We start from the raw sequence: 20164 nt of genomic DNA on the forward strand, positions 1-20164 counted from the left end.
TGGACAGCCCGGATTCCGGGCTGTATCCGGATCCCCCTCGCTCATGGGGCGGGGGAAAATGATGCTCCGGGCCGTGTCAAAAGGGTGTGTTATCCTCGCGGCATGGCCCGAAGTGTCTTGATCAGCTTGCGGCAAGTACTCGAATGGGACAGTAAACATGAGAGACATTGCCATGGAATGGAGCACGAAAATGACGGATTACCAAGTAAATGACTGGCTGGTGGCGGCTGAAGTTGAGAATGTGCTTCATTCCGCCTCGGATGATGAAGGCAGGATTCGCGAAATCCTGCAAAAATCACGCGAGCTGAAAGGCTTGAACATGGAGGAAGTGGCGACCCTGTGCCATATCTCCTCGCCAGAATTGACCGAAGCGTTGTTCGATACGGCGCGCTACGTCAAGGAGCAGATCTACGGCCACCGCATGGTGCTGTTTGCTCCGCTGTATATTTCCAATGTCTGCGGCAACGAGTGCAGTTATTGCGCTTTCAGCAGCTCCAACAAGAGCCTGAAGCGGACTGCGCTTGATATGGAAGCCATCAAGCGCGATACCTCCGAATTGATCGAGCAGGGCCATAAACGTCTGCTGATGGTGGCCGGCGAAGGCTATGCCGCTTCGCGCGGCGGCTTCCAGTATGTTCTTGATGCGATTGCTTCGATCTATGAAGTGACTGAAAAGGTCGGCAATATCCGTCGCGTCAACGTCAACCTTGCTCCGTTGCACGTTGACGAATTCCGCCTGCTCAAGGAAGCCGGCATCGGGACGTTCCAGTTGTTCCAGGAAACCTATCATCGCGACACCTATGCGTCTGTCCACCTCAGCGGCAAGAAGCGTGATTTCGACTGGCGCGCCTCGGCATTGGATCGCGCCATGGAAGCTGGCATTGACGATGTCGGCATGGGTATCCTGTTTGGCCTGCACGACTGGCGTTTTGAAATTCTGAGCCTGATGCAGCACATCAGGCATCTGGAAGACAAATTCGGCGTGGGCTGCCACACCATCAGCGTGCCGCGCATGGAGCCTGCCGATGGTTCGGCCTACTCGCTTGCGCCGTCCGCGCCGGTGTCGGACGACGATTTCAAGAAAATCATCGCCATCCTGCGCTTGGCCGTGCCGTATACCGGCATCATCCTCTCGACGCGCGAATCCGCCGCGATCCGCCGCGAATGCTACGCCTTGGGCGTCTCGCAAATTTCCGCGGGCAGCCGTACCAATCCGGGCGGCTACAGCGAAGGCGAAACGGAGGCAGGCCAGTTCCAGTTGGGCGATCACCGCTCGCTGGAAGAAGTCGTCGCCGAACTCGCGAGCATGGGCTTCATTCCCTCGTTCTGCACCGCCTGCTACCGACTGGGCCGTACCGGTCAGGACTTCATGGATCTGGCCAAGCCTGGCCTGATCAAGCTGAAGTGCGACCCGAACGCCGTGACCACGTTCCAGGAATACCTGCTCGATTTTGCGTCCGACACCGCGCGCGCAACCGGCGAACAGGCTATCAACAAGGAACTGGACTGCATGGGCGAGAAGGCGCGCAAGTCTTCGGAGAAGATGCTGATCAAGATTCGCTCCGGCAAGCGGGACGTGTTCTGCTGATTCCACCCCCGGATCATCTGTGACTGTGTCGACTTCGCCTTGCCGTACTACTTGTACTGTCTGCGGCTCGTCTTCGTGTCACAAATGATCCGGACGTGGAATGGCGTGAAGGATGACGGAGCAAAACAATGCGTATCGAATCGGATTCCCTGGGTGAATTCCAGGTGCCGGAGCGCGCGCTGTATGGCATTCATACGGCACGCGCCCTGGCTAATTTCCCGCTCTCCGGCCAGCCCTGTTCGCCCGGATTGATCCGGGGCATGGCACAGGTCAAACTTGCCTGTGCGCGGACCAATGCCGAATTGGGTTTTCTCGATGCGGCGCTGGCCAATGCCATCGCTCAGGCATGCGGTGAACTCGCCAATGGCGCGCTGACAGGCGAGGTTGTCGTCGATGCCCTGCAGGGCGGGGCGGGCACTTCGCTCAACATGAACGTCAACGAGGTGCTGGCAAACCGGGCCGAGGAAATTCTCGGCGGACAGCGTGGCGAGTACCGTCTCGTTCATCCGCTGCACCACGTTAACCTGCACCAGTCGACCAACGATGTTTTCCCGACTGCGCTGAAGATTGCCGCCATCGAAGGACTACGCCGACTGGAAAAGGCCATTGCTGCCTTGCAGACGGCTTTCCAGGCCAAGGAGCAGGCGTTTGCCAACATCGTGAAGGTCGGGCGCACGCAGTTGCAGGACGCCTGCCCGATGACCGTAGGCGCCGAGTTTTCGGCTTGGGCCGAAGCGCTGGGACGCGACCGCTGGCGTGTGTTCAAGTGCGAGGAGCGGCTGCGCGTCGTCAACCTCGGTGGCACCGCAATCGGAACCGGGCTGACTGCGCCGCGCGACTACATTTTCCAGGTGACCGACAAGCTGCGCGAAGTCACTCGCCTCGGGTTGTCGCGCGCGGAAAACCTCGTCGATGCCACGCAGAACGCCGACGTGTTTGTCGAGGTCTCAGGCATCCTCAAGGCGCATGCGGTCAACCTGTTCAAGATTTCCTCCGACTTGCGCCTGCTGGCTTCCGGCCCGCACGCGGGTATTGGCGAACTGCGCTTGCCGGCGATGCAGGTGGGTTCCAGCGTGATGCCGGGCAAGGTCAATCCGGTGATCTGCGAGGCCGTGGGGCAGTCTGCGCTGCAGGTCATGAGTCAGGACATGGCCGTGACGCTCGCCGCGCAGTCCGGCCAGCTTGAGCTCAACGCTTTCCTGCCGCTGGTGGCGCATGCGCTGCTCGGGAATCTCGGCTTGCTGGAACGGGCCTGCGACATTTTCCGCGAGCGCTGCATCGAAGGCATTGAGGCCAACGCGGAGCGCTGCAACGAACTGCTGGAAGGCTCCCATGCCCTGGTGACCGCGCTGGTGCCGGCTCTGGGCTACGAACTGGCAGCCGACGTGGCGAAAGAAGCCCAGCAGACGGGGCAGACGGTCCGCAACGTGGTGCTGGCGCGAGGGTTGCTTGCCGAGCAAGTGCTGGATCGCTTGTTGTCGGCGGATGCCATGACCGCTTTGGGTTACCGCAGGGAATCCCTGCCGAAATTGAATGTGAAGGATTGAACATGCTGGATACGCCCAAGGGCTTGCGGCTGCACATCGGTATCTTCGGGCGCCGCAATAGCGGCAAATCGACGCTGATGAATGCGCTGATCGGCCAATCGGTGTCGATCGTTTCCGACCAGCCCGGAACCACCACCGACCCGGTGGAAAAAACGTTTGAACTCTCGCCGCTCGGCGCGGTGGTGTTTATCGATACGGCGGGCCTCGACGACGAGGGCGTGCTCGGCGAGATGCGCGTAAAGAAGACCCGCGAAGTGCTGGAGCGCGTGGACCTTGGCATCGTGGTCGTCGGAGCGGAGGGGCTGGGATCGTTTGAAACGGACCTGATCGCCACGCTGCGCGAAAAAGGCACGCCGTTTGTCGTCGTGTTCAACAAATCCGATCTCGTCACGCCTGCTCCCGATGCGGTGCAGGCGTTCAAGCGCGACGGGCTGGAGGTGGTCACGATCTCGGCGGCGCAACTGTCGGGCATCGGCGCGGTCAAGGAGGCGCTGTTCCGCCAGGCACCGGAAGGCGGAATCGAAGACGCACGCCTGATCGGCGACCTGATCGGCCCCGGCGACATGGTGGTGCTGGTGGTGCCGATCGACCTCGGCGCGCCCAAGGGCCGACTGATCCTGCCCCAAGTGCAGACCATGCGCGACATCCTCGACAGCGATGCCGTGAGCATGATCGTCAAGGAGCGCGAGCTTTCCAACGCGCTTGAGCAACTGAAAAACAAACCCAAACTCGTGGTCTGCGATTCGCAGGTAGTGCTCAAGGTAGCTGCCGATACGCCGCCCGACGTGCGCATGACGACGTTCTCGATCCTGATGTCGCGTTTCAAGGGCGACATGCTCAAGCTCGCCGAAGGGGCAGGGGCCATTTCGCGTCTGCAACCGGGCGACCGGGTTCTGATCGCCGAAACCTGCTCGCACCATTCGCTGGCCGACGACATCGGGCGCGTGAAGATTCCGCGCTGGTTGCGCCAGTTCGCCGGCGGCAATCTGGAAGTCGACGTGCGCGCCGGCAAGGATTTCCCGGAAGACCTGACGCCGTATGCGCTGGTCGTCCAGTGCGGCGGTTGCACCGCCACGCGCAAGCAGATGCTGGTTCGCCAGTATCGCGCCGAACGCCAGGGCGTGCCGATGACCAATTACGGCATGGCCATTTCCGTTGTCCAGGGCGTGCTCGACCGCACGCTCGAATGTTTCCCCGCAGCGCAGCAAGCCTATCGCCGCGCCGCGGCAGGAGAGAAAGCATGACCACCCAGGCAGTGAAAATCGAGTGGATGAAATCGCCAAAACGGCAGAACGAATCTGTGGCGCTGAGCGCCAACGCGCAGGAACTCGCGGACCGACTGGCGAAGGAAATACCCGACCGCGCCATGCTGCACCGGATTCTGGCCACGACCGAGGCCGAGGAGCTTGAAGTGATCCGCGCCGCTGCTGAGCGGACGCTGCTCGAACATTGCGGCGACACGGTGCGCCTGCGCGGCCTGATCGAGTTCTCCAACCGTTGCGTATCCGATTGCTACTACTGCGGTATCCGCCGCAGCAATCGTGCGGTGGACCGGTACACGCTGGAACTCGACGAGATTGTTGAAACGGCCAAGTGGTGCGGGCAGAAAGGTTACGGTTCGGTGGTGCTGCAATCGGGTGAGCGCCGCGATGCCAAGTTCACCAAGCTGGTGACGGAGGCAATCAAGGCGATCAAGCAGGAAACCCGTACGGCCGAGTTGCCCGATGGCGTGGGCATGACGCTGTGCTTGGGCGAGCAATCGCCCGAAACCTATGCCGAATGGTACGAGGCGGGCGCTCATCGCTATCTGCTGCGCATGGAAAGCTCCTCCCCGGCACTGTTCGCCGCGCTGCATCCCGCCGAGCAGAGCCATGCCGCGCGCGTGGCCTGTCTGAAAAGCCTGAAGGAGCTGGGCTACCAGGTGGGAACCGGGGTCATGATCGGTTTGCCGGGCCAGACGCTCGACGATCTGGTGAATGATGTGCTGTTTTTCCGCGACTTGGGCGTGGACATGATCGGCATGGGGCCGTACATCCCCCACGAGCAAGCCTTGCTGCCGGGCAATCCGGCGTTCCCGGATACCGAAACCCGCATGCAGCTCGCGCTCAAGATGATTGCCGCGACCCGCCTGCTGCTGCGCGATGTCAACATCGCCGCCACCACGGCCTTGCAAGCCTTGCAGGAAGACGGGCGCGAACAGGGTTTGCGTTTCGGTGCCAACGTGATCATGCCGCAGGTCACGCCGCCGCGCGTGCGCCGCATGTACACACTCTACGACGGTAAGCCATGCCTCGACGACAACGCCGAACAGTGCGCGACCTGCCTGGAGGGGCGGATTCATTCGGTCGGTCGACGGGTGTTGCGCAACCAGTGGGGAGATTCCGCTCATTATTTCAAGCGCCAAGCTGGCTGATCTGGTAGTCAGGCATGCAAACCTGCGTGACTGACTACTGATATTGACAGTGTAAGTGCAATATTGTTTTAATCCGGCAAGATTATCTGCCGGCTCCAAATAATCGCCGTTTCCCCGAATCTGCCTGGTTGCAATATGCGCTTCGAAGGGACAACGGCGTTTTTGTTTGTTGATCGCGATCTTGCGTGCTTCGCGAGGAACTATGCCCGCCGCAGACGGTCTTCCGATTTGTTCGGCCGTGTGTTTCAGTTTTCAGGAGGCGGGAGTGCAAACTGCACCGAATTCAGGGCGAGATTCCCCTTCCAGACCCGACTGGATACGCCAGGTGCGTATCAGCGTCTTATCTGTGTTGGCGCTGCTGTTGACGGCTGCCAGCGGCTGGCATGTCTACCGCCTGACCTTCGAAGACATGCTGGAGGAGATTCAAAGCCAGGCCCATTACCGCTTGGAAACCTATGCCAGCAGTCTTGAGCGTGAGATCGACAAGTATGCCAATTTCCCCTACGTGGTCGGGCTCGATGCCCAGCTCAAGGAATACCTGGCGGATACGAAAAACCCTGAATTGAAGTTGAGATCCAACCGGTTTCTGGAAAGGCTCAACCGGCGAGTCGGATCGCTTGCGCTCTTCCTGCTCGATAACTCAGGAACAGTCGTGGCTTCGAGCAACTGGAACCGCAAGGACAGCTTTGTCGGCCGCGATCTTTCGTACCGCCCGTATTATCAGAATGTGGGCATTGATCGTGTCGAGCGCTTTTACGGCATCGGCACGACCAACAATGAGCCTGGTTATTTCCTTTCGACGGCGGTTCACGACGGGAGCCGGATTATCGGCACTGCGGTGGTCAAGGTCAGCCTGGAACAGCTGGAAAAGTCCTGGTCATCCGCCGAATCGCCGGCGCTTCTTTCCGAGGGGCATGGCGTTGTCGTGCTCTCGTCTGTGCCTGCGTGGAAATATGCCACGCTCAAGCCCCTGGACGAGGCGACGCGGCACCAGATCATCGTTTCCCAGCAATACAACGGCTATGCACTTGCCCCCTTGGGTATGAAGGTGCGCCGGGTGCTCAATGACGGCAGCAGTATCGTGAGCCTTCCTGCTGTCGGGCGGAACGATGCCAACCACCTTTTCTCTACCGATGGCTTGTTCTTGACGCAGACTCGGATGATGAGCGGAACACCGTGGCATCTGACGGTGTTTTCCGATCTGAAAAAGGCGGACGACCAGGCCAAGATCCGTGCCACGCTTGCGGTGCTGATCACGGCCCTGATGCTGGGCATGGGACTTGTGTTCATGTGGCGCCAAAGGCATATGCGTGAAATCCTGCAGGCGCGTGAAGCCTTGCAGCGCGCCAATGACGAACTGGAACGCAAGGTTGTCGAGCGGACTGCGGATCTTTCTGCCGCCAATACCAGGTTGCAGCAGGAGGTCGAAGAAAGAAGCCGGGCCGAGCAGGTTCTGCGCGAAGCGCAGGATGGTTTGGTTCAGGCCAGCAAGCTGGCGGTTATCGGCCAGCTGTCTGCCGGGCTTGCACATGAATTGAACCAGCCGCTTGCTGCCTTGAGTACGCTTTCCGGAAATGCCGTCAAGTTTCTGGCGCGGGGCAATGTCGAGATGGCCAGCTCCAATCTGGCGCGGATCGGCCCGCTGGTCGAGCGCATGGGGTTGATGACGGGACAGCTCAAGGGGTTTGCGCGCAAGTCTTCGGGTGAGGCGCGTCTGGTGGTATTGAGCAGATCCGTGGACAATGCGCTCTTCCTGCAGGAACAAAGGCTGCTGCGGGGCCGGGTGAGTGTGAAGATCGATTTTCCGGAAAAAGAGCTGCGGGTCTGGTGCGATCCGAACCGGCTGGAGCAGGTACTGGTCAATCTGATCGGCAATGCGATCGACGCGATGGAGCATGCGGCCGAACCGCGCATTGAACTGCAAGCGAGCGAGAGCGAAGGCATGGCCAGGTTGCAGGTGCGCGATCATGGCCCGGGTTTGAGCGAAGAAATCCTGGCCCATTTGTTCGAACCGTTTTTTACTACCAAGGCTCCTGGAGTAGGATTGGGATTGGGCTTGCCCATCTCTGCCGGGATCGTCCGGGACTTTGGTGGGGAATTGACTGCCTGGAATGCCCCTGACGGCGGAGCCATATTCGCATTGACGATTCCGATTTCCAAAGAAAGTGAGAGAAATGCCGCGCCAGCTTAGAGTGCTCATCGTTGAAGACGACTCGAATGTATTGTTGGGATGTGAGCAGGCTTTGCAGCTTGAAGGAATTGCCACGGAGGGCGTTTCGTCCGCCGAGCAGGCGCTCAAGCTGGTCCGCTCCGAGTGCCCTGCTGTCGTGATCAGCGACATCCGCCTGCCGGGTAAGGATGGCATTAGCCTGCTCAAGGAGCTGCAAGAGATCGATCCCGAATTGCCCGTTATCCTGATTACCGGACATGGCGATGTTTCGGTTGCAGTGCAGGCCATGAAATCGGGCGCCTACGATTTTATCGAGAAACCCTTTTCCCCCGAATTCCTGGTGGAAGTGGCGCGCCGTGCGCTTGACAAACGCACGCTGGTACTGGAGATCCGTGCGCTGAGGGCACAGCTCAAAAGCAAAGGGCCGCTCGATGCGCGCATCATCGGCATGTCGCACAGCATGGAGCATGTGCGGCGCATGGTCAGCGAACTGGCGGACACCAATGCCTCTCTCCTGATTTTCGGCGAAACCGGTACCGGCAAGGAACTGGTTGCGCGCTGCCTGCACGATGCCAGTGCGCGGCGGGACGGCAACTTCGTCGCGATCAACTGCGGTGGCTTGCCGGAAACACTGGTCGAAAGCGAGCTTTTCGGTCACGAGGCCGGCGCGTTTACCGGCGCCAACAAACGTCGCATCGGCAAGATCGAGTATGCCAACGGCGGAACGCTGTTTCTCGACGAGATCGAGAGCATGCCGATTTCGGTTCAGGTCAAACTCTTGCGCGTACTGCAGGAGCGCACCCTTGAGCGTTTGGGGGGCAATGCGCCGATTCCGGTGGATTGCCGAATCGTTGCTGCGACCAAGGAAGACTTGCTGGCCATGTCCGATGCCGGCCGCTTCCGCGCGGACCTTTATTATCGTTTGAGCGTGGCTACGGTTTTGCTGCCGCCGTTGCGCGGTCGGCGAGAGGACATTCCCCTGCTGTTCGAGCACTTCCTGATGCAGGCGAGCGCCAACCACGGGCGACCGGCGCCGGAAATCGGCCCGGCCAAAATGCGCCAGTTGATGTCGCACCCGTGGCCTGGCAACGTGCGTGAATTGCGCAACGTAGCGGATCGTTGCGTGCTCGGGATCGAGGCAGGATTTCCGCCTTTCTGCGATGGCGCGGGCGTGGCGCCGCTGGCTTTGCCGCAGGCCGTCGAGGCCTTCGAGCGCTCACTGATCGTGGATGCCTTGCGCCGTCACGGCGGCAACCTTACCCAGGCCAGCCAGGCGTTGCAGATTCCCAAGACGACGCTGCACGACAAGATGAAGAAGCTGAATCTGGTCGGGCAGGACGCACTGCGCTAAAAGCCCCTGCTTAACCTCAGAGGCACAGAGAGTACAAGTAAAAAACAAGCTGTTCGTGCTGAGTTTGTCGAGGCATGAGCGGCTTGATTCTATTTAAGCGCCTGTGGCGCGTCGTGCTTGATGCCGGGAGTTCGCCCCGGCGGGCGAGTTTCTTTTCTTGCTTCGCCAAGAAAAGAAAACAAAAGAAGGCGACCCCGCCTTGCGGCCCTCCGGGCTGCCCTCGGTCGGTCGCGAGCCCGGGTCTCGCTCCGCTTCCTCGGCGCTGGCTGAGGGGATAAAAAAGTCGTCTGCCATGGCGAGGATATGTGGGAGCGGATGTAATCCGCGAAGGGCGGCGAAGGCGAGCGGGTCGGAAAAGCGAAGCGCCTTCCGACGGTTGTGGTTTATGCGTCGGATGGCGCCTACGGCTTATCCGACCTATGCGCTGTGTCTCTGTGGTAAGAGATTGAGGCTCACGGTCGTGAGCAGGCTCTATTCGTACGGCTCTTCGCCGCCGGAAATGATTCTGTAGACAATATCGAGCGGAAAGCCGCGTGCAGCCAGAAAACGCGCCTGTTTGGCGCGTTCATTGGGCGTGGTGGCCGGTGAACCGAATTTCTTTTGCCAGACAGCGCGCGCCCGGTCTTCTTCGCTTTCGGCGATTTCTTCGAGGGCGGTGGCGATGGTTTCGTCGCCCACGCCTTTCATGCGCAGTTCCTGTTTGAGGCGCAGCGAACCGTAGCGCGTTCCGCGCTGGTGGGTCCACTGTTCGGCGAAGCGGCTATCCGAGAGCCAGCCGCGCGCGGCAAAATCATTCAGCAGCGCTTCGATTTCTTCTGCCGACTCGGCATGGGGTTGCAGTTTCTGCTGCAGTTCCGCCCGCGCATGATCGCGGCGGGCAAGGAACTGCAGGGCGCGGGTGCGAAGATCAGGCTTCGGCGTCGTCATCGGCCAGCGATCCGCCGGATTCGATCGGCACGGCGGAGATGCCGACCTTGGCACGGATCTTCTGTTCGATCTCGGCGGCGACTTCCGGGTTGTCTTTCAGGTACTGGCGGGAATTTTCCATGCCCTGACCGATCTTGCCGCCGTTGTAGGCGTACCAGGCACCGGATTTTTCGATGATCTTCTGCGCGACGCCATGTTCGATGAGTTCGCCTTCGTGCGAGATGCCTTCGCCGTAGAGAATGTCGAAGGTGACGACGCGGAACGGCGGGGCGACCTTGTTCTTGGCGATCTTGACCTTGGTCTGGTTGCCGATGATTTCCTCGCCTTTCTTGACTGCGCCGATGCGGCGGATGTCGAGGCGCACGGAGGCGTAGAACTTGAGCGCATTGCCGCCGGTGGTGGTTTCCGGGCTCTGGCCGGGCATCATGGCGCCGATCTTCATGCGCAACTGGTTGATGAAGATGACCAGCGTGTTGGTGCGTTTGATGTTGGCGGTGAGCTTGCGTAGCGCCTGGCTCATCAGGCGGGCCTGCAGGCCGGGGAGCTGGTCGCCCATTTCACCTTCGATTTCGGCCTTCGGCGTCAGTGCTGCGACCGAGTCGATGACGATCAGGTCAACGCCACCGGAGCGCACCAGCATGTCGGCGATTTCCAGACCCTGTTCGCCAGTGTCGGGTTGGGAAATCAGCATCTCTGAAACATTGACACCGAGTTTCTGTGCATAGATCGGGTCGAGCGCGTTTTCGGCGTCGATATAGGCGGCGACGCCACCGGCCTTCTGGATCTGGGCCACGACATGCAGGCAGAGTGTGGTCTTGCCGGAAGATTCCGGGCCGAAGATTTCCACCACGCGCCCGCGCGGCAGGCCGCCGACGCCAAGCCCGAGGTCAAGGCCGAGCGAACCGGTGGAAACCACTTGCAGGTCGTTTTCGATCTGGGCTTCGCCCATCTTCATGATGGCGCCCTTGCCGAATTGCCGTTCGATCTGGGCCAGTGCAGCCGCCAGGGCCTTGCTCTTGTTTTCATCCATGGTTGTCAAATTCCGGGCAGTGGTGATGAATAATGCCGAGTATAGAACAATCGTTCTGCAAAAGAAAAGGGCTTAATCAGTTTTTTTCGGGACGGGCAGGGTGAAGTAGAAGGTGGCGCCTTCGTTGAGTGCCGATTTGGCCCAGACGTGTCCGTCGTGGCGGTTGATGATGCGCTGGACAATCGCCAGCCCGATGCCATTGCCGCTGTCCTGGAACTCGGCTGCAGAGTGCAGTCGCTGGAAGGGGCTGAACAGCTTGTTGCTGTCCTTCATGTCAAAGCCGATGCCATTGTCGGAGACAAAGTACACCAGTTGGCCATTGACCTCGGTGGAGCCGAAACGTACCTTGGATGGTTGGGCATACAGCGTGAATTTCCAGGCGTTGTCGAGCAGGTTGTACAGCACGATGCGTATCTGCTTGGGATCGGCATTGGCATACAGGTCTGGAGCGATTTCCACTTCGACCTGACGTTCCTGTTGCAATGCATTGAGTTCTTCGGCCAAGTCCTGCGCCATGGTCGATAGGTTGACGGACTGGCGGCGCAGTTCGGCACGCGACAGTTTGTAGAGGTTGAGAATGTCGTCGATCAGCTCCAGCATGCTGCTGGTGGCGCTGCGTATGCGTTGCAGGTAATGACGGCCGTTCGAGTCGAGCTGGTTGCTGTAATCGTCCTGCAGAACCTGGCTGTAGCCTTCGATCGCACGCAACGGCGTGCGCAGATCGTGTGAAACCGAATAGGAGAAGGATTCCAGTTCGTGATTGGCAACGGCAAGATCGCGCGTTCGGCTGTCTACGACTTCTTCCAGGCGGGCGCGGTATTTTTCCAGTTCCAGTTCGTGCTGCTTGCGTTCAGTGATGTCGATCATGAACCCGTGCAGTCTCGACTGTTCGTGCTCGCTGATTTGTGCGCGGGATGAGAGCAAAACCCATACTTCACGGCCGTCTCTGGCCAGCAGGCGGCATTCGAACTGGGTCTGGCTGCACTGGATGTTGCTGAAGAGCTGGTAGGCGAGATGGCGGTCGTCCGGATGCAGGTAGCTGGGCAGGAAATTGTCGCTGTACCAGACCGAGGGAGGGTAGCCCAGCAAGGCTTCGGATTGCGGGCCGACGTAGGTGAATCGCCACTCGCTGGGGGCGGCCTCCCAGGGAATGAAAGGGGTGTCTTCGACAAGGCAGCGATAGCGCTCCTGGCCGGCGCGCAGCGCTGCTTCGACTTGCCTGCGGCTGAGCAGATCGGTTTCCAGTTGCAGGCTCTTCTGCTCCAGCATGCCCTGGTATTCCTTGATGGCGTTGCGCGTTTTTTCCAGGTTCTGTCCGAGCGTCCCGAGTTCATCGTCCCGCGGCCACGAGAAGGGGGTGTCGAGCTCGTTGCGCGAAAGCCTTCCCGACTGGTCAAGCAGCATTTCGAGGGGGCGCAGCACGCGCGAATAAAGAAGCAGAAGTGTCAGCAGCAGGCTGATGGCCGTCTGGCTGGCGACCGTCGTGAAATATTGCCGGTATAGGCTCTGGATATAGGCGGTATTCTGTCCATCGTCCATTTCCACCGTGACCGTGCCGATTACGTTGCCCTGCTTGTTGACCTGGCGGGAAACCGTATGCAGGTGCCCCTGACGGCGTTCGGGGCGGTTGAGCGAGAGGAAAGTGCCCAGGGAGGCATCCGTGACGATGACGCGCACGATGCGCCGGTCGCTCATCAATGAATCGAGCAGCGGCTTCCCCGCGTCGGGCGAGAGGTTCCACAAGGGTTCCTGCATGCCGAGCGCCAGGATGTCGGCCGCGCGTCGCTGGTCGTTGGCCAAGTCCGCCTCGATCCTTTGGGATTCGCGCTTGATGCTCAGGTAGCCGCCCAGGCAGGCGGGTAGCAGGAGCCCGAAGAGAATGGCCAGGACGGCAGCGGACCTCAACGATAATTTCATGGGGATCTGCGCAAATGGGGATGGTCGTAGTTTAGGCGCAGTTGATGGTGGCTACAACAGCGCAGCTTGATCTCGTTCAGCAAGCAGTTTCTGTCTGAAGCGTTGAAAGGTTCGATCCGGCATAATGCGCCGGTTGTTTTGAGGGGTTTTTGCATGCGTATCGTTGTTTTGGGCGCGGGCGTGGTGGGAGTCAGCTCGGCCTGGTATCTGGCGCGCGCCGGTCATGATGTAACGGTAGTGGAGCGCCAGCCCACCGCCGGAATGGAAACCAGTTTCGCCAACGGCGGCCAGATATCCGTTTGCCATGCCGAGCCTTGGGCAGGGCCGAAAGCGCCGTGGAAAATCCTGCAATGGCTGGGTGAGGAAGATGCGCCGCTCCTGTTTCGCCTCAAGGCCGATTGGGCGCAGTGGCGCTGGGGCTTGCGCTTCCTGCTGGAGTGCACGCCGGAGCGAGCCAGAAAGAATCTGCAGGATCTGGTGCGGCTTGGGCTCTACAGCCGGGATGCCTTGCAGGCGTTGCGGGCTGAAACCGGCATCCAGTATGACGCCTTGACGCGCGGCATCCTGCATTACTACACCGATGAGGCCGAGTTCGCCGCTGCGGTTCGCGCTGCTGCGCTGATGCGTGAAGTCGGGCTGGATCGCGAAATCAGGAATCCGGCCGAGTGCATGCAGATCGAGCCGGCGCTGGCGCATTCCCGTCGCCCGATCGTGGGCGGCACCTATACGGGCAGCGACGAATCCGGCGACGCGATGAAGTTTACCCAAGCGCTGGCGGAGAAATGTCGCGAGGCTGGTGTGCGCTTTCTTTACGACACCGACATTCTCGGGCTGGCCCGGGAGGGGGACAGAATCGGTGGCGTAGTGGTCGAACCGCTTGCTCCGGAACGCGAACGCCAGGTTTTGAGCGCCGACGCGGTACTGGTTTCGATGGGCAGCTACAGCCCGCTGCTGTTGCGCCCCTTGGGCATTACGCTGGATGTGTATCCGGCGAAGGGCTATTCCGCGACGATCCCGGTCCGGGAGGGCGATACCGCGCCGAGCGTGGCGATGACCGACGATGGCAGCAAGATCGTCTTTTCCCGGTTGGGGAACCGGCTGCGCGTGGCCGGCACGGCGGAAATGAACGGCTACAACCTGGAGCTCAACCCCGTGCGCTGCCGGGCGCTGATCGAGCGCACGCGCGAAATCTTTCCGCTGGCGGGGGATTTCGATGCCGCTGAGTTCTGGACCGGGCTGCGTCCCTCGACGCCGAGCAACCTGCCCTTCATCGGGCGCGCGGGGCGGTTCGAGAACCTCTGGCTCAACACCGGTCACGGCACGCTGGGCTGGACCGAAGCCTGCGGCTCGGGCAAGGCTGTTGCCGAATTGATCGACGGACGCCGACCAGAGGTTGATTTTCCGTTCCTTTGAACCTGAATTTCTCTCCACAGAGATACAAACAAAGAACCCCGCTAAATGCGGGGTTCTTTGTTTGACGTGCATCAGGCGGTCTTGCCATGTCCGTGCATCGGGTCGGGCGGCGTGCCCCGCCACTTGCGCCAGCGGCGCTGCAGCCCGTCGAAGCCCAGGTACAGCGACGGGGTGATGTAGAGCGTCACCATCTGCGAAATGATCAGGCCCCCGACGATTGCCACGCCCATTGGCTGGCGCAGTTCCGCGCCGGCTCCCAGACCGAGCGCTAGCGGCAGGGCGCCCATGATGGCGGCAAAGGTGGTCATCATGATCGGGCGGAAACGCAGCGCACAGGCTTCCAGAATCGCATCGTGCGGTGCCTTGCCTTCCTTGCGTTCGGCTTCCAGCGCGAAGTCGATCATCATGATCGCGTTCTTCTTGACGATGCCGATCAGGAGCAGGATGCCGACCATGGCGATGAAGGTGATCTGCAGTCCGAGCAGCTTGAGCGCGATCAGCGCACCAACCGCGGCGGAAGGGATGCCGGCCAGGATGGTGACGGGGTGAATCCAGCTCTCGTACAGTACCCCCAGAATCACATAGATCACCGCGATTGCGATCAGCACCAGCCAGAGCTGGGTGCTCTGCGATTTCATGAACGATGCCGCATCGCCGGCGAAATCGCCAAACACGTGAGGCGGGAGGTTCAACGATTCCTTGATCTTGGCCATTTCCGTTGCGGCGTCTGACAGCGAGGCGCCCGGCGCCAGATTGAAGCTCAGGGTGATCGACGGGAGTTGTCCCTGGTGGTTGATCATGTTGTTGACCAGCGTGCGTTCGACGCGGGCAAAGGAACCGATCGGGATCAGTTGCCCGGTCTTGCTGCGCACCTGCAGGCGGCCGATGCTGTTTTCGTTCTCGCGGTTGTCATCATTGAGCGAAACGATGACCGGGAAGTTGTCCTGCGACAGGTAGATGGTGCCGGCTTGCGGTTCTCCGTAGGCGTTATTGAGCGCATCGCGCAGCGATTGCATGTCGATGCCCAGACCTTCTGCCTTGTCGCGGTCGATGACCAGCTTGGCTTGCAGACCGTTGCGCTCGGAGTCGGTATTCAGGTCGATGAAGACCGAACTGGATTCCTGCATTTTCTGCATCAGCCGGTCGGCCCAGAGGTTCAGGTCTTCCATGTTGACCGATTGCAGTGTGTACTGGTACCGGGAAATCGTTCCGCGTCCGGAAATAACCAAGTTCTGCACCGGGGTGTAAGTGACCCTGAAGCCGGGCATGTTGGCCGTGCTCTTGCGCAGGCTGGCGACGGTTTCCGGCATCGGGGCACGTTCGCCGCGCGGCTTGAGCGTGATGAACATGTTGCCACGGTTATTGGTCCCGGCGGACGAAACGACGGCGGCGACATTCGGGTTAGCCATGACACGGGCGATGGCTTCCTTTTGCATGGCGCGCATGGCCGGCGATGAAATATCCTGTTCGGCAACGGTGCGTCCGCGGAGCTGCCCGATGTCTTCATCCGGAAAGAAGCCCTTGGGCATGGTGATGTACAGAACGGCGGTCAGGATGAAAGTCAGCAAGGTGGTCAGCCAGAGTACCCACTTGTGATGCAGCGACCAGGCCAGCGAATGCTTGTAGGTAGCGAGCATGAGGTTGAACATGCGCTCGAAGACCAGGCCCCAGGCTTTGGGTTGTTCATCGTGATGGTGACGGATGAAACGGGCTGACAGCATCGGGATGATGGTGAGTGCGGCGACAGCCGAAACGGCAATCGCCAATGTGACCACCGCGGCGAACTCGTGGAACAGCAGGCCGATTTCTCCCGGCATGAAAAAGATGGGGATAAACACGGCGACCAGCGAAACCGAAATGGAAACCACCGTGAACGCCATCTCGCGCGCGCCGCGGATCGCCGCGTGGAAGGGCTGGATGCCGTCTTCGATGTGCCGGACGATGTTTTCCAGTACCACCACCGCATCGTCGACCACCAGCCCCACCGCGACGGTCAGCCCCATCAGGGAAATGTTGTTCAGGCTGTAGCCGAACCAGAGCATCAGGGCGAAGGTGCCGAGCAGCGAAACCGGCAACGACACCGAGGGAATCAGCGTGGCCGAGAGCTGGCGCAGGAACAGCAGGATCACCAGAATCACCAGTGCCACCGTCAGCAGCATGGTCAGGTTCACGTCGTGGATCGATTCGCGCACCGAGAGCGAGCGGTCGTTGAGCAGTTTGACCTCGACCGACGCGGGCATCTGCGCCTGGATGCGGGGCAGGGCTTCCTTGATCGCATCGACCACGGCCACGGTATTGGCATCGGACTGGCGGAATACCCGCAAGACGATGGAGGTTTCGCCGTTGACCCAGCTCAGGACTTTGTTGTTTTCCACGCTGTCCTGAATGTCGGCCACATCGGCCAGGCGCACCGGCTGACCGTTCTTGATCGCAATGATGAGCGGCGCGAAATCCTTGGCGTTTTTCAGTTGCTCGTTGGCGCCGATGATCAGTACCTGCCGCTTGCCCTGGATCGATCCGACCGGCGTGTTGGCGTTGGCATTCTTGAGCGCGTTGGCGACATCGGTGACGGTCATTTCACGGGTGGCAAGGCGCTCAGGGTCGATCAGCACCCGTACCGCGAAACGTTTTTGCCCCAACGCTTCAACCTGTGCCACGCCGTTGACGGTCGAGAGCATCGGCGAGATCAGGCTGTCGGCATATTCGTTGAGCTCGGACAGCGGCATTGAGGGTGAGTTGACCCCCACGATCAGGATGGCGTCGTCGGCAGGGTTGACCTTGCGGTAGCTCGGCGGGACAGTCATGTCCTTGGGCAGGCGCCGGCTCGCGCGGAACAGGGCAGCCTGAACGTCCACGGCGGCGGCCTCGATGTCGCGCTTGGTGTCGAATTCGAGCGTGATCGAGGTGCTGCCGAGCGTGCTGGTCGATGTCATCATCGCCAAGCCGGGGATCGTGGAAAATTGTTTTTCCAGGATGTTGGCGACCGACGAGGCCATGGTTTCCGGGCTGGCGCCGTCGAGCGTGGCGCTCACGCTGATCTTGGGCAGGTTGAACGAGGGCAGGGCGGAAATCGGCAGGCGGAACCAGGCGGCGACGCCCGCCACGATGACTGCCAGCCACAGCAGCGTGGTCGCCACCGGCCGGCGTATGCAGTGTTCGGGAAGGTTCATGGCGGATTTCCTGCTCAGGCGCCGGGCGCGCTGGCTTTTTCAGGCCCGTTGTTGGGGCTGGAGGCGTTTTTCTTCTTGCCGCTTGCTGCCGTTCCGGAGGCGGCTTCGGTGATCTTGTTGCCGGGGCGCAGATCCTGGCCGCCTTCCATGACCACTTTCACGCCGCCCTCAATGCCTTTGACGATGGCGCGTGATTCGTGCATCCGGACCAGCTCGACCGGCTTGGCGGCAACCGTCATGTCTTCGTTGACGACATAGACGAAGCGCCCGTTCGGGCCGTTTTCAATGGCCTGGCCGGGCAGGGTGACGGCGTCCTTGATTTTTCCGGCGTGTACGCGAACCGGCGCAAATTGCCCCGCCCAAAGCAGGCGCTTGGTGTTGGGAAGCTCTGCTTTGACACCGATGGTGCCGGACGTTCGTTCCACGCTGTTTTCGACGAAGATGACCTTGCCGGCCACCTTTTGCCCGTCCGGGAGTGCCAGCTGGACGCTGACCGGACCTTCCTTCATCGCGGTGCGCAGCGCGGGGAGGTCGCGTTCCGGCAGCGTGAAGCTGACGCCGATTGGATCAAGGCGCGTGATGTTGACCATGGTGATGGTGCTGTTGGCGAGCACGAGGCTACCGGTACGTACGTCGATACGCCCGGCGCGGCCGTCGAACGGCGCGACGATGCGGTCGTAACTGAGTTGCACCCTGGCGGATTCCAGTGCGGCGATGTCCTGGGCGAGCGTGGATTCGGCCGCGTCCAGCTTGGACTTGGTTGCATCAAGCCCCGCGGGTGAAATGAAGTTGCGCTTGGCCAGATCCACGGAGCGGGTGTAATCGCGCTTGGCAATTTCCAGTGCGGCACGGCTGCCGACGACGCGGGCTTCGGCTTTTCTGACGTTGCTTTCGTCGTCGCGCGAATCGAGCGAGAACAGCAGTTGTCCTTTCTTGACCTCGTCGCCTTCCTTGAAATGGATTCTGGCGATGGTGCCGGTTTTTTGCGGGCGCAGGTCGACCTGATCCAGCGGAATGACGTTGCCCTGCGCCTCCAGGACAAGCGGAACCGATTCAACGGTCGTTAGCGTGGTCAATACAGGCTTGGCCCTGTTTGCACCGGCCTTTCCTGCCGGCGCGCTGGCCGGTTTGCCTTCTGCCGTTTTTTCCTTGGCGGGGCCGCAAGCTACAAGCGGCAGGCAAACCAACAGGGATGAAACAAGGCGCCGATCAATCATGCATGATTCCCTTGCGTACGCCGTCCTTGTAGAGACGGGTGATGTAGACCATGGATAGTGCAACGAACAGGCCGAACCCGATGATGATGGTGTGCATCGGCGGCAAGCCGCTGGCGGTGAATTTGTCGATGACGACCTGCGGCATGGTCAGCGGGTCGACCGGGGTGCTGAGATATTTCACCAGCATTGCGTGTGCACCCACCATCAGCAGAATGCCGAGGTTTTCGTTGAAATTCTGGACCGCGATCGAGTGGCCGGCCCCCATGAGCATGCAGCCGCGATGTTGCAGCATGGCGTTGAGCGGCACCACGAAGAAACCGGACAGCCAGCCGACGAAGAACATCAGCGATGCGGCCAGCCAGAGTTCGCGTACGAACAGCATGGTGATGATGACAAAGCCCATGGCAATGCCGGCGGGGAGAACCGAAAAGGCTTTCTTGAGCGGAATCCACTTGCCGGCAACGACCGCGCCGAATGCCACGCCGAAGGCCACGATGGCGACAAGACGAGTGGCCTGTTCCATGGAATAGGCGAGCCAGATGATCGCCCAGTTGATGACGACCAGACGCATCGTGGCGCCGGCCCCCCAGAACAGCGTGGTCACGGCCAGAGAGAGGCCGCCCTGCGGATCGCGCCACAGGCGCTTGACGCACCACCAGAATTCCTTGATCAAATGATGCGGGCTCAGGTGCAGCGCCTTCAGTCGGACGTTGAGCTTGGGAATGTAGAGGTTGAGCCAGGCGGCGAGCAGGTAAACGATGACGATAATGCCGATAGCGAATTCCGGTGCAGAGAAGTAATGCCGGAGTGTGTGGTTGCCGATGCTGTGCGCTTGCAGCAGACCTTCCACCCACTGCCCGGACAGGAAACCGCCCAATAGCGTGCCGAAGATGATGGCACCGACCGTGGCGCCTTCGAGCCAGCCGTTGGCTGCAACCAGTTTCTCGTGCGGCAGGTATTCCGTGATGATGCCGTACTTGGCGGGCGAATAGGCTGCGGCGCCGAAGCCGACCAATGCATAGGCGACGATGGGCGGTGCGCCGATCAGCATGCCAAGACAGCCGGCAAGCTTGATGCCGTTGCAGATCATCATTGCCTGACCCTTGTGCATGGAATCGGCAAAGGTGCCGGCAAACGGGGCAAGAACGACGTAGGAGACCGTGAAGCACCAGAGCAGCATGGAGAGATGCCATTCGGGCGCGTGATTGACCTTTAACAGGGCGAGGGCGGCAATGAAAAGTGCGTTGTCGGCCAGCGCGGAAAGGAATTGCGAGCCGAGGATGATGAAAAAGCCAAGATTCATACAGTAGAGCCCTGTTGCTTGAACTGAGCGTGTTTTATACCACTAAATGCCTTACGGATGCATGTGCGGTGCAGCATGGCGCATGGTGCGCTGCAATGTATAATCCAGGCTCGTTCCC

Annotated in this window: 13 protein-coding genes; 7 read left to right on the forward strand and 6 right to left on the reverse strand. The window is 60.5% G+C overall.

Annotated features, from left to right (window positions below):
* Window positions 1-190 precede the first annotated feature (190 nt).
* The 6 genes from hydG (at window position 191) to BMZ36_RS11350 (ending at window position 9069) form a co-directional block, all read left to right on the forward strand.
* Window positions 191-1588 (forward strand): [FeFe] hydrogenase H-cluster radical SAM maturase HydG, encoded by a 1398-nt coding sequence (hydG, locus tag BMZ36_RS11325; protein WP_091196481.1) that lies wholly within the window; start codon window positions 191-193, stop codon window positions 1586-1588.
* 128 nt (window positions 1589-1716) lie between these two features.
* Entirely contained in the window at window positions 1717-3135 is a 1419-nt protein-coding gene (locus tag BMZ36_RS11330) for an aspartate ammonia-lyase (RefSeq protein ID WP_091196385.1), read from the forward strand.
* A gap of 2 nt (window positions 3136-3137) precedes the next feature.
* Window positions 3138-4379, forward strand: a complete 1242-nt coding sequence (gene hydF / locus BMZ36_RS11335; RefSeq protein WP_091196390.1) for a [FeFe] hydrogenase H-cluster maturation GTPase HydF — start codon at window positions 3138-3140, stop codon at window positions 4377-4379.
* Window positions 4376-5548: a [FeFe] hydrogenase H-cluster radical SAM maturase HydE gene (gene hydE, locus BMZ36_RS11340; RefSeq protein WP_218142713.1), complete on the forward strand. Its 1173-nt coding sequence runs from the start codon at window positions 4376-4378 to the stop codon at window positions 5546-5548. The genes hydF and hydE overlap by 4 nt, the downstream gene beginning before the upstream one ends.
* A 265-nt stretch (window positions 5549-5813) precedes the next feature.
* A complete protein-coding gene (locus BMZ36_RS11345) occupies window positions 5814-7739 on the forward strand; it encodes a sensor histidine kinase (RefSeq protein ID WP_218142714.1) in 1926 nt (641 codons plus the stop codon).
* Window positions 7723-9069 (forward strand): sigma-54-dependent transcriptional regulator, encoded by a 1347-nt coding sequence (locus tag BMZ36_RS11350; protein ID WP_091196396.1) that lies wholly within the window; start codon window positions 7723-7725, stop codon window positions 9067-9069. The genes BMZ36_RS11345 and BMZ36_RS11350 overlap by 17 nt, the downstream gene beginning before the upstream one ends.
* A 471-nt stretch (window positions 9070-9540) precedes the next feature.
* Here the strand turns inward: BMZ36_RS11350 and recX are convergent, their stop codons facing one another.
* The 3 genes from recX to BMZ36_RS11365 form a co-directional block, all read right to left on the reverse strand.
* A complete protein-coding gene (gene recX, locus BMZ36_RS11355) occupies window positions 9541-9996 on the reverse strand; it encodes a recombination regulator RecX (RefSeq protein ID WP_091196399.1) in 456 nt (151 codons plus the stop codon).
* Window positions 9977-11026 (reverse strand): recombinase RecA, encoded by a 1050-nt coding sequence (gene recA / locus BMZ36_RS11360; RefSeq protein ID WP_091196404.1) that lies wholly within the window; start codon window positions 11024-11026, stop codon window positions 9977-9979. Before recA ends, recX begins: the two co-directional genes overlap by 20 nt.
* Before the next feature lie 72 nt (window positions 11027-11098).
* Window positions 11099-12943 carry an ATP-binding protein gene (locus BMZ36_RS11365; protein WP_091196407.1) on the reverse strand — a complete coding sequence of 615 codons (1845 nt, stop codon included), beginning with the start codon at window positions 12941-12943 and terminating at the stop codon, window positions 11099-11101.
* Window positions 12944-13096: 153 nt separating this feature from the next.
* Here BMZ36_RS11365 and BMZ36_RS11370 point away from each other — a divergent pair, with 153 nt between their 5' ends.
* A complete protein-coding gene (locus BMZ36_RS11370) occupies window positions 13097-14356 on the forward strand; it encodes a D-amino acid dehydrogenase (RefSeq protein ID WP_091196412.1) in 1260 nt (419 codons plus the stop codon).
* Window positions 14357-14427: 71 nt separating this feature from the next.
* Here the strand turns inward: BMZ36_RS11370 and BMZ36_RS11375 are convergent, their stop codons facing one another.
* Genes BMZ36_RS11375 through lplT form a run of 3 tightly spaced genes read right to left on the reverse strand, consistent with a single transcriptional unit; the run spans window position 14428 to window position 20046 of the window.
* Window positions 14428-17526, reverse strand: a complete 3099-nt coding sequence (locus BMZ36_RS11375; RefSeq protein WP_091196417.1) for an efflux RND transporter permease subunit — start codon at window positions 17524-17526, stop codon at window positions 14428-14430.
* Between the two features lie 14 nt (window positions 17527-17540).
* Entirely contained in the window at window positions 17541-18743 is a 1203-nt protein-coding gene (locus BMZ36_RS11380) for an efflux RND transporter periplasmic adaptor subunit (protein ID WP_091196420.1), read from the reverse strand.
* A complete protein-coding gene (gene lplT, locus BMZ36_RS11385; protein WP_091196423.1) occupies window positions 18736-20046 on the reverse strand; it encodes a lysophospholipid transporter LplT in 1311 nt (436 codons plus the stop codon). Before lplT ends, BMZ36_RS11380 begins: the two co-directional genes overlap by 8 nt.
* Window positions 20047-20164: the final 118 nt, after the last annotated feature.

This window comes from Formivibrio citricus (assembly GCF_900115065.1).
Classification (GTDB): domain Bacteria; phylum Pseudomonadota; class Gammaproteobacteria; order Burkholderiales; family Chitinibacteraceae; genus Formivibrio; species Formivibrio citricus.

Excerpts from the sequence above, each read along its gene's own strand:
- lplT (WP_091196423.1), bottom strand. The coding sequence starts at position 20,046 with ATGAATCTTGGCTTTTTCATCATCCTCGGCTCGCAATTCCTTTCCGCG.
- recX (WP_091196399.1), bottom strand. The coding sequence starts at position 9,996 with ATGACGACGCCGAAGCCTGATCTTCGCACCCGCGCCCTGCAGTTCCTT.
- BMZ36_RS11370 (WP_091196412.1), top strand. The coding sequence starts at position 13,097 with ATGCGTATCGTTGTTTTGGGCGCGGGCGTGGTGGGAGTCAGCTCGGCC.
- BMZ36_RS11330 (WP_091196385.1), top strand. The coding sequence starts at position 1,717 with ATGCGTATCGAATCGGATTCCCTGGGTGAATTCCAGGTGCCGGAGCGC.
- recA (WP_091196404.1), bottom strand. The coding sequence starts at position 11,026 with ATGGATGAAAACAAGAGCAAGGCCCTGGCGGCTGCACTGGCCCAGATC.
- hydF (WP_091196390.1), top strand. The coding sequence starts at position 3,138 with ATGCTGGATACGCCCAAGGGCTTGCGGCTGCACATCGGTATCTTCGGG.
- BMZ36_RS11380 (WP_091196420.1), bottom strand. The coding sequence starts at position 18,743 with ATGATTGATCGGCGCCTTGTTTCATCCCTGTTGGTTTGCCTGCCGCTT.
- BMZ36_RS11375 (WP_091196417.1), bottom strand. The coding sequence starts at position 17,526 with ATGAACCTTCCCGAACACTGCATACGCCGGCCGGTGGCGACCACGCTG.
- hydG (WP_091196481.1), top strand. The coding sequence starts at position 191 with ATGACGGATTACCAAGTAAATGACTGGCTGGTGGCGGCTGAAGTTGAG.
- BMZ36_RS11350 (WP_091196396.1), top strand. The coding sequence starts at position 7,723 with ATGCCGCGCCAGCTTAGAGTGCTCATCGTTGAAGACGACTCGAATGTA.
- BMZ36_RS11365 (WP_091196407.1), bottom strand. The coding sequence starts at position 12,943 with ATGAAATTATCGTTGAGGTCCGCTGCCGTCCTGGCCATTCTCTTCGGG.
- hydE (WP_218142713.1), top strand. The coding sequence starts at position 4,376 with ATGACCACCCAGGCAGTGAAAATCGAGTGGATGAAATCGCCAAAACGG.